General features: G+C 68.1%; 3 protein-coding genes and 2 pseudogenes. 4 read left to right on the forward strand and 1 reads right to left on the reverse strand.

Translation table 11 applies throughout. The annotated features are described in order from the left end of the window. The first annotated feature begins 504 nt into the window (after positions 1-504). On the forward strand, positions 505-2,448 hold the full coding sequence (locus ACIRYZ_RS35030; protein WP_402952173.1) for a TIGR03960 family B12-binding radical SAM protein: 1,944 nt from the start codon (positions 505-507) through the stop codon (positions 2,446-2,448). Between the two features lie 771 nt (positions 2,449-3,219). Further along, positions 3,220-3,882, forward strand: a pseudogene (locus ACIRYZ_RS35035) (serine/threonine-protein kinase); the annotation flags it as partial. A gap of 274 nt (positions 3,883-4,156) precedes the next feature. Here the strand turns inward: ACIRYZ_RS35035 and ACIRYZ_RS35040 are convergent. After that, entirely contained in the window at positions 4,157-4,870 is a 714-nt protein-coding gene (locus ACIRYZ_RS35040) for a creatininase family protein (RefSeq protein ID WP_402952175.1), read from the reverse strand. A gap of 1,465 nt (positions 4,871-6,335) precedes the next feature. Between ACIRYZ_RS35040 and ACIRYZ_RS35045 the strand changes: the two are divergent. Both ACIRYZ_RS35045 and ACIRYZ_RS35050 read left to right on the forward strand, forming a co-directional pair. Beyond that, positions 6,336-6,590: pseudogene (locus ACIRYZ_RS35045) on the forward strand (FtsK/SpoIIIE domain-containing protein); the annotation flags it as partial. A 175-nt stretch (positions 6,591-6,765) separates the two neighbouring features. Next, complete coding sequence (locus ACIRYZ_RS35050; protein ID WP_402952177.1) at positions 6,766-7,503, forward strand: replication initiator; 738 nt, start codon at positions 6,766-6,768, stop codon at positions 7,501-7,503. Positions 7,504-7,567: the final 64 nt, after the last annotated feature.

A 7,567-nucleotide genomic window follows, 5' to 3' on the forward strand; every position in this document is an offset into this window, starting at 1 on the left:
TTCTCCTTGCGACCGGTCGTACGGCCGCCGGGGCGCGGGCGTGCCGCACCACTGGACGCGGCCTGCGGGCCGGGGACGGGCTCTGCGGGGCCGGGGGAGGGGGCCTCGCGGGGGACTGGGGAGGTCGTGCTGGGCGAGACGGGCCGCCGGGGGAGTCGGCGTTGGCCGAGCGTACGACCCAACTCCCGTCTCCGGAAGGGGTGCAGGGCCTTGGGTAGGGCCCTGTCAGTACCGCACGGGCCGTCCGGGCGTGTCAACGGCGGACGGCGCCGGGCGGCGGGCGCGCACCGTGCGTGCCGGGGCGGGTACGGGCGGCTGTGGACGGGGCTGATCGCGCCGGAGCGCACCGCGGGGCGGCCGGGTCCGGTTCGGGACGGCCCGGCCGGGTCCGGTTCCGGCGGGGTCCCGGGCAGACGGGCCGTTCCCCGGATTGGGCTACCCTTGAGGGTCACCCCTCCCGTGCCGGCTCGCGGCATCGAATCACGTCGTAAGGGTTCCTAGTACATGACTGTCGAATCGGTCTTCCCACGCCTGGAGGCCCTCCTCCCGCACGTCCAGAAGCCGATCCAGTACGTCGGCGGCGAGCTCAACTCGACCGTCAAGGACTGGGACGCCTGCGACGTCCGCTGGGCGCTGATGTACCCCGACGCCTACGAGGTCGGGCTGCCCAACCAGGGCGTCATGATCCTCTACGAGGTGCTCAACGAGCGCGAGGGCGTGCTCGCCGAGCGCACCTACAGCGTCTGGCCGGACCTCGAGGCGCTGATGCGTGAGCACGGCGTCCCGCAGTTCACCGTGGACGCCCACCGCCCGGTGAAGGCCTTCGACGTCTTCGGGCTGTCGTTCTCCACCGAGCTCGGCTACACCAACATGCTGACCGCGCTCGACCTGGCCGGCATCCCGCTGGAGGCCAAGGACCGCACCGACGAGGACCCGATCGTCCTGGCCGGCGGCCACGCGGCCTTCAACCCGGAGCCGATCGCGGACTTCCTGGACTGCGCGGTGGTCGGCGACGGCGAGCAGGCCGTGCTCGACATCACCGAGATCATCCGCGCCTGGAAGGCCGAGGGCCGCCCCGGCGGGCGCGACGAGCTGCTGCTGCGCCTGGCCCGTACCGGCGGCGTGTACGTCCCGAAGTTCTACGACGTGGAGTACCTGGCCGACGGCCGGATCGGCCGCGTCGTGCCGAACGCCCCGGGCGTGCCGTGGCGGGTCTCCAAGCACACCGTGATGGACCTGGACGAGTGGCCGTACCCGAAGCAGCCGCTGGTCCCGCTGGCGGAGACGGTGCACGAGCGGATGTCCGTGGAGATCTTCCGCGGCTGCACCCGTGGCTGCCGCTTCTGCCAGGCCGGCATGATCACGCGCCCCGTGCGGGAGCGAAGCATCACCGGCATCGGCGAGATGGTCGAGCGCGGGCTGAAGGCGACCGGCTTCGAGGAGGTCGGCCTGCTGTCGCTGTCCAGCGCCGACCACACCGAGATCGGCGACATCGCCAAGGGCCTGGCCGACCGCTACACCGAGGACAAGATCGGTCTGTCGCTGCCGTCCACCCGCGTCGACGCCTTCAACATCGACCTCGCCAACGAGCTGTCCCGCAACGGGCGCCGCTCGGGCCTCACCTTCGCCCCCGAGGGCGGCAGTGAGCGCATGCGCAAGGTGATCAACAAGATGGTGTCGGAGGAGGACCTGATCCGCACCGTCGCCACCGCCTACGGCAACGGCTGGCGCCAGGTGAAGCTGTACTTCATGTGCGGCCTGCCCACCGAGACCGACGAGGACGTGCTCCAGATCGGCGAGATGGCGAAGAACGTCATCCAGAAGGGCCGCGAGGTCACCGGCCAGAACGACATCCGCTGCACCGTCTCCATCGGCGGGTTCGTGCCCAAGCCGCACACCCCGTTCCAGTGGGCCCCGCAGCTGTCCGCCGAGGCCACCGACGCCCGTCTGGCCAAGCTGCGCGACTCGATCCGCGGCGACCGCAAGTACGGCAAGAACATCGGCTACCGCTACCACGACGGCAAGCCGGGCATCGTCGAGGGCCTGCTCTCCCGCGGCGACCGCCGGGTCGGCGCCGTCATCCGTGCCGTCTACGAGGACGGCGGCCGCTTCGACGGCTGGCGCGAGTACTTCTCGTACGACCGCTGGATGGCCTGCGCCGACAAGGGCCTGGCCGGCACCGGCGTCGACGTCGACTGGTACACCACCCGTGAGCGCTCCTACGAGGAGGTGCTGCCCTGGGACCACCTGGACAGCGGCCTCGACAAGGACTGGCTGTGGGAGGACTGGCAGGACGCCCTGGAGGAGGTCGAGGTCGACGACTGCCGCTGGACCCCGTGCTTCGACTGCGGCGTGTGCCCCCAGATGCAGACGACTATACAAATCGGCCCGACGGGCAAGAAGATGCTGCCGCTGACGGTCGTCAACGCCGCTGGCCAGCAGAAATAGCCCGCAGCATGAGTGACACGGTAGCCGAACTGTGTGACTTACTTCACAGTCTTCCGGAGGGTGAGCGGGAGCTCGTCCTGGGCGCGCTTGGCATGACGCGCGCCCCGGGCGGGCCCGCCCACCCCGGGGAGGCCCGGCAAGGCGGCCAGAGGACCCCTCTGCCCGCCGCCCGGAGCGCCCCGGGCATCGAGTCCTCGATCGAGTGGGTCTGATCGGCTGGAAGGCCGCTGCATCGCGATGCAGCGGCCTTCCGCATGCCGGTAACCGCCCAAGCGAAGTGGCGGCCTCCTCCAGGGCCCGCAAGAAGGTCATCTGCCCTCTGTTGTCACCGGGCTCGTGGCGGGCAGACGAGCCTCGGGGGCCTGGCCGGCGACATGGACCAGCATTATGGGTTCCTTGGCCTCCGGGCCCTCCCAGGTCTGGTCCAACCCTCCTGTCTTGGCTCGACCGCGCGGCACCAGAAGTCGGCCCGCACTTCGATCTTTAAGCAGTTATGCCGATACCTAGCTCGATCGCACATGCACTGCCTAGTCTCGAAGCTTGACTGTTCCTCAACCGCCATAGGGGAGAGATGGTTCAGGAGGCAGGTCGCGGAGAGGTGATCGGGGGCAAGTACCGCCTGCTGTACGACCTCGGGGCTGGAGGCTTCGGCAGGGCGTGGAAGGCTCGGGACGAATATTTAGACGTGGACGTTGCGATCAAGGAAGTATGGCTGCCTCCTGCACAGTCTGAGGTCGAACGCGCTCAGCTCTTAGCCCGTGCACAAGGGAGGCCCGGAACTCGGCCAAACTTCGTGATCACCCCAACATCATCACGGTGTACGACGTCGTGACCCACGACGGTCGCCCGTGGATCGTGATGCAGTTGGTTGTCGGCTATTCGTTGGAGCAGTACACGCGCCACCGCGGCCCGCTTCCTGCGAGCAAAGTGGTGGAAGTCGCCAAGGCGCTGCTACGTGCGCTTGATGCGGCCCACAAGAGTGGCATAATCCACCGCGACGTTAAGCCTGCCAATGTCATGCTGTCCACGGATGGAACTACTCTCCTCGCCGACTTTGGGATCGCACGGCATGAGAGAGACACAGTTATCACCGCTGAGGGCACATTCATCGGTTCGCCGGAGTACATGGCTCCCGAACGGCTACGAGGCGGCAGTGACCTGCCGAGCAGTGACATCTTCTCCCTTGGGGCAACGCTCTTCCAGGCCATTGAGGGTTCCTCCCCATTTCGGCGAGAAACACTGGCAGCATCAATGTCAGCGGTACTGCTTGATGAGCCACCTCCGCTGAAGCGGGCAAAGGATCCCCTTGCAGGGTTGATCAGTCGAGCCCTTTGCAAGGAGCCGCAGGGGCGCCCAAAGACATCAGACGCCTTGGCGCTACTTGATGCAAATGTAGAAAACGTAAACGATATGAATGTTCGGAGGAAGCCATAGGTGGCCCGGTAGAACTCGTCCTGAGTGAGCTAGGCCTGAGCTGCGACTCGGGTGGGCCTGCCTCCGCCCCAGGGAAGCCGGGCAAGGCTGGTCAAAGCACCCCTCAGGATGCCCCGGCGCGCCCCAGCATCAAGTCCTCGATCGAGGGGGCTGACGCTCAGCGCGACGCGTGGTTCCTCCTCGGCTCAGTCGGGGAGGGCTCTTGTGCGCCTGAGAGGTGGGCTCTGTTGCTGGCTGAGGGACTTGCCCACCTTCGGGTGGCAACCGGTAGCTGTCAGCTACCCCATATGAGTGATAGGTGTGCGGCGGCCGACTTGGACAGGCTTTCCAGCATGGCCTTGCCCTTCTCGGCGGTTCCGAGCGACGGGCGGCCGATGATGCCGTTCCGGGTGTAGCCGGCCATGCCCAGCGTGAGGAGGTGGGGGCGCTCAGGGGCGTCGTGGTCGTCCTGCTCGATGCCTCCGCGGACAAGGTGGGGTGCGCCGTGGAGGAGGAGGGACACCTCCAGCTCGCCGCCGTGCATGTCCTCGGCACCGCTGCTCTCCAGGCCGGCGGCTTCGCGGGCCCGGTGCCAGTCCTCGCGGACCGGGAAGAGGGCGACGCGCGGGCCCTCGGTGTTGGCCTCCTGGACCACGTTGGAGAGGACGTAGTTCCCGCCGTGCCCGTTCACGATCAGCAGGCCGGGGACGCCGGACGCTTGGAGGGACTTCCATATGTCGTTGATCACGGCGTAGAGCGTGGCGGCGCTGATGCTGACGGTGCCCGGCATGTGGGCGTGCTCGTGCGAGCAGGACAGCGTGATGGGTGGCAGGAGGAACAGGTCGTAGTCGGTGGCGATCCGCTGGGCGATCAGGCTGGCGACGACGGTGTCGGTGGTCAGGGGCAGGTGATCGCCGTGCTGCTCGAAGCTGCCGACCGGCAGTACGGCGACCTTGGCGCCGCGCTGGCGTTCGTCTGCGGAAGTGGCGGCCGTGATCAGAGCGTCCATGGGCCCAGCCTCTCTCATCAGGTCATCAGCGGTCGAGAGGGCTCCCGCTGCTCATCAGGGTCAAACGGCCGGTGAACGTGGCTACTTCGGGTACGGCGCTCCACCGACGGAGGGCCTTGCCTGCTGCGGACAGTTCGGACATGGCCCGCGCGGACTCGGTGTCGATGGCGATCGACAGCGCCCGGTCGGCCGCGGCGGCCGCCTGCTCCGGCTCACCGGACACCGCATAGGCGCGCGCCAGCCGCGAGAGGTAGACGCCTTGGTCGTTGCGGTAGATCGGCGGCAGGATCTGAAGCTCGGCCTCGAACATGTCCACGGCCGTTCGCGGATCGCCGAGTTCGATCAGGCAGTTCGCGCGCTGCATCTCGATGTAGGTCGGTGTGCAGTACGCGAGATCAAGGGCATCGTCTGCGTGCGAGTCGTCCGGTTCGGCGGCGAGTTCGTGGGCCTCGTCGAACTTGGCTTGCGCGAAGCGCGGGTTGCCCATGAGTGCGTGGCCCTGGGCCTCTTGCTGGGCGGCCAGAGCGCGGATGCGCAGTGTGGCGCCAGCCGACCGTTGAGCGGCGCGGGCAAGACTGACGGTCTTCTGCGTGCTGCGTTGAGCGGTGGCCTGGTTGCTCTTTCGGAAGAGCACGTAAGCGGCCATGACGTCGTCGCCGGTCTCCTGCGCCCACTCCATGGCGCGGTCCGACCAGAAGAGGGCCTGGTCGAAGTCTCCGAGGTCCTGGTTCAACCAACCCAGGAACTCCGCCGTACGGGCACCGATGGTGAGGAGTTCGTCGCGGGCGCGGCCGCCGGCGTTCTGCTGGAGGCGGTCGAGTAACTGGACGTGCCGGGTGACCGCGTCGAGTGCGTGGCGGGAGCCGAGCAGGTTCGCGGCCTTGTAGTGGCCGGGCATGACGCCGCGCAGATGGCTGACGAAGAACTCGGGGTCCATCGGCGCACTGAGCGCCTTCCCGCCGATGGAAGGCTCGAACGATCGGCGCCGGAGCTGTGGGGCTGGTGCCTCCTGCTCCCACTCCCGAGAAGCCAACCCGAGCATGTTCCCTGGGATGTGCAGCCCATCTGCGATTCGCTCGATGAGATCGATCTTCTCGATCTTGCGTTTGCCCGCCATGACCTCGCCGACTCGACTCGGTGTCATGTCGCAGGCTCGGGCGATGAGCGAGGGGTAGATCCCGACCAGCTTGAGCAGCCGGAACACGGCGGCGAAGTCTCGCTCTCGGCACGCGGCGATCATCTCCGGGTTGGAGAGCAGGCTCGTTGGTAGCCGGTCCGGAAGGCGCGCGGACAGGTGCCGGAGCACTTCCTCTCCGCCGTCGAAGCACTCACGCACGCCTGGCGGGTGCACGCGGTCCGGTTGTCCTCGGACGAGCGTGGGTTCGTCACCCTGCCCGCGCTCGCCTGGGACCCGCTCCGGGCACCCGTCGTGCCCTACCAGCTGAAACGGCGCGCACTGCGGGCTGTGGTCGGCCTGCTGGAGGACGGCCGAGCCTGGGCGATCGACTTCCGGCGGGCGCCGCACTGGCTGATCGTCGGTGCGACCCGCTCCGGCAAGTCCACCCTGATCGCCTCGCTGGTGAAGGAACTCGCCCCGCAACACGTGGCCCTGTTCGGCATCGACCTCAAGGGCGGCATGGAGCTGTCCCTGTTCGAGGACCGGCTCTCGGCCCTGGCCTCCACCCGGGCAGAGGCGGCGCGGCTCCTGGCCGAACTGGTCGCCGAGACGGAAGCAGGGATGCAGTTGTGCCGCTCGGTCGGAGCCCGCTCGATCTGGGACCTCCCGGCCAAACTTCGCAAGATGCCCATCGTCGTCATCGTGGACGAGGTGGCGGACCTGTACCTGATGGCGACGCGCGAGGACAAGGCGGAAGTCGGCCCTCGGCCGGTCAGAAGTGCGCACCCTGGTTCGGGTCTCTGCCGCCAAGGTCGCCGAGTACCAGAAGCGCGGCGCTCTCCACTTCCACGCCGTCATCCGGCTCGATGGACCCGATGGGCCCACTGGCCCGCCTCCGTCCTGGGCGACGGGGGATCTCCTCCTGGAGACAGTCCACTCGGCGGCTGCGGCCGTGGCGCTGCCCTGCCCCGACTCGGCAGCCTACGGCGGAGGACGGTTCAGCTTCGGCACCCAGCTCGACGCCCATCCCCTAACCCACGGGCAGGGCGGACGACTCACGGACGACGCTGTAGCCGCCTACGTCGCCAAGTACACGAGCAAGAGCGTGGAGGCCGCCGGCGCTGTCGACCGCCGCATCGAGTCCCTGGCGGAGATACGGGCCCTGCGCGCCAGCCCGCACGTTCGGGCCCTCATCGCCACCGCATGGCGACTCGGCGGCCTGCCCGAACTGCAACACCTGCGCCTCCGGGCCTGGGCCCACATGCTCGGCTACCGCGGGCACTGCCTCACCAAGACGCGGGCCTACTCCACTACCTATGGGCAGCTCAGAGCTGCCCGTGCCGAACACGCCCGCGGCCTGTACACCGACTGGGCCAGCGAGACCGTGGTCGAAGGTGCCTGGCGCTTCGTCGGAACCGGTCACACCCCGGCCGAAGCGCTCATTGCTGCCGGCATCGCCGAAGACCTCGCCGCCAATTGGGAGATCTGTCGGCGACGGGTGAAAACTGACCGCTGATCGGCGGATCAAAGGGGACCCACTTCGCGATCTTCCAATCATCCTGATCTTCATCGAGGGTCAG

The sequence above is a fragment of the Kitasatospora sp. NPDC101155 genome (assembly GCF_044768305.1).
Taxonomy (GTDB): Bacteria; Actinomycetota; Actinomycetes; order Streptomycetales; family Streptomycetaceae; genus Kitasatospora.

What these genes read in the sequence shown, in the direction of transcription:
- ACIRYZ_RS35040 (WP_402952175.1), bottom strand. Translation starts at nt 4,870, where the DNA reads ATGGACGCTCTGATCACGGCCGCCACTTCCGCAGACGAACGCCAGCGC.
- ACIRYZ_RS35030 (WP_402952173.1), top strand. Translation starts at nt 505, where the DNA reads ATGACTGTCGAATCGGTCTTCCCACGCCTGGAGGCCCTCCTCCCGCAC.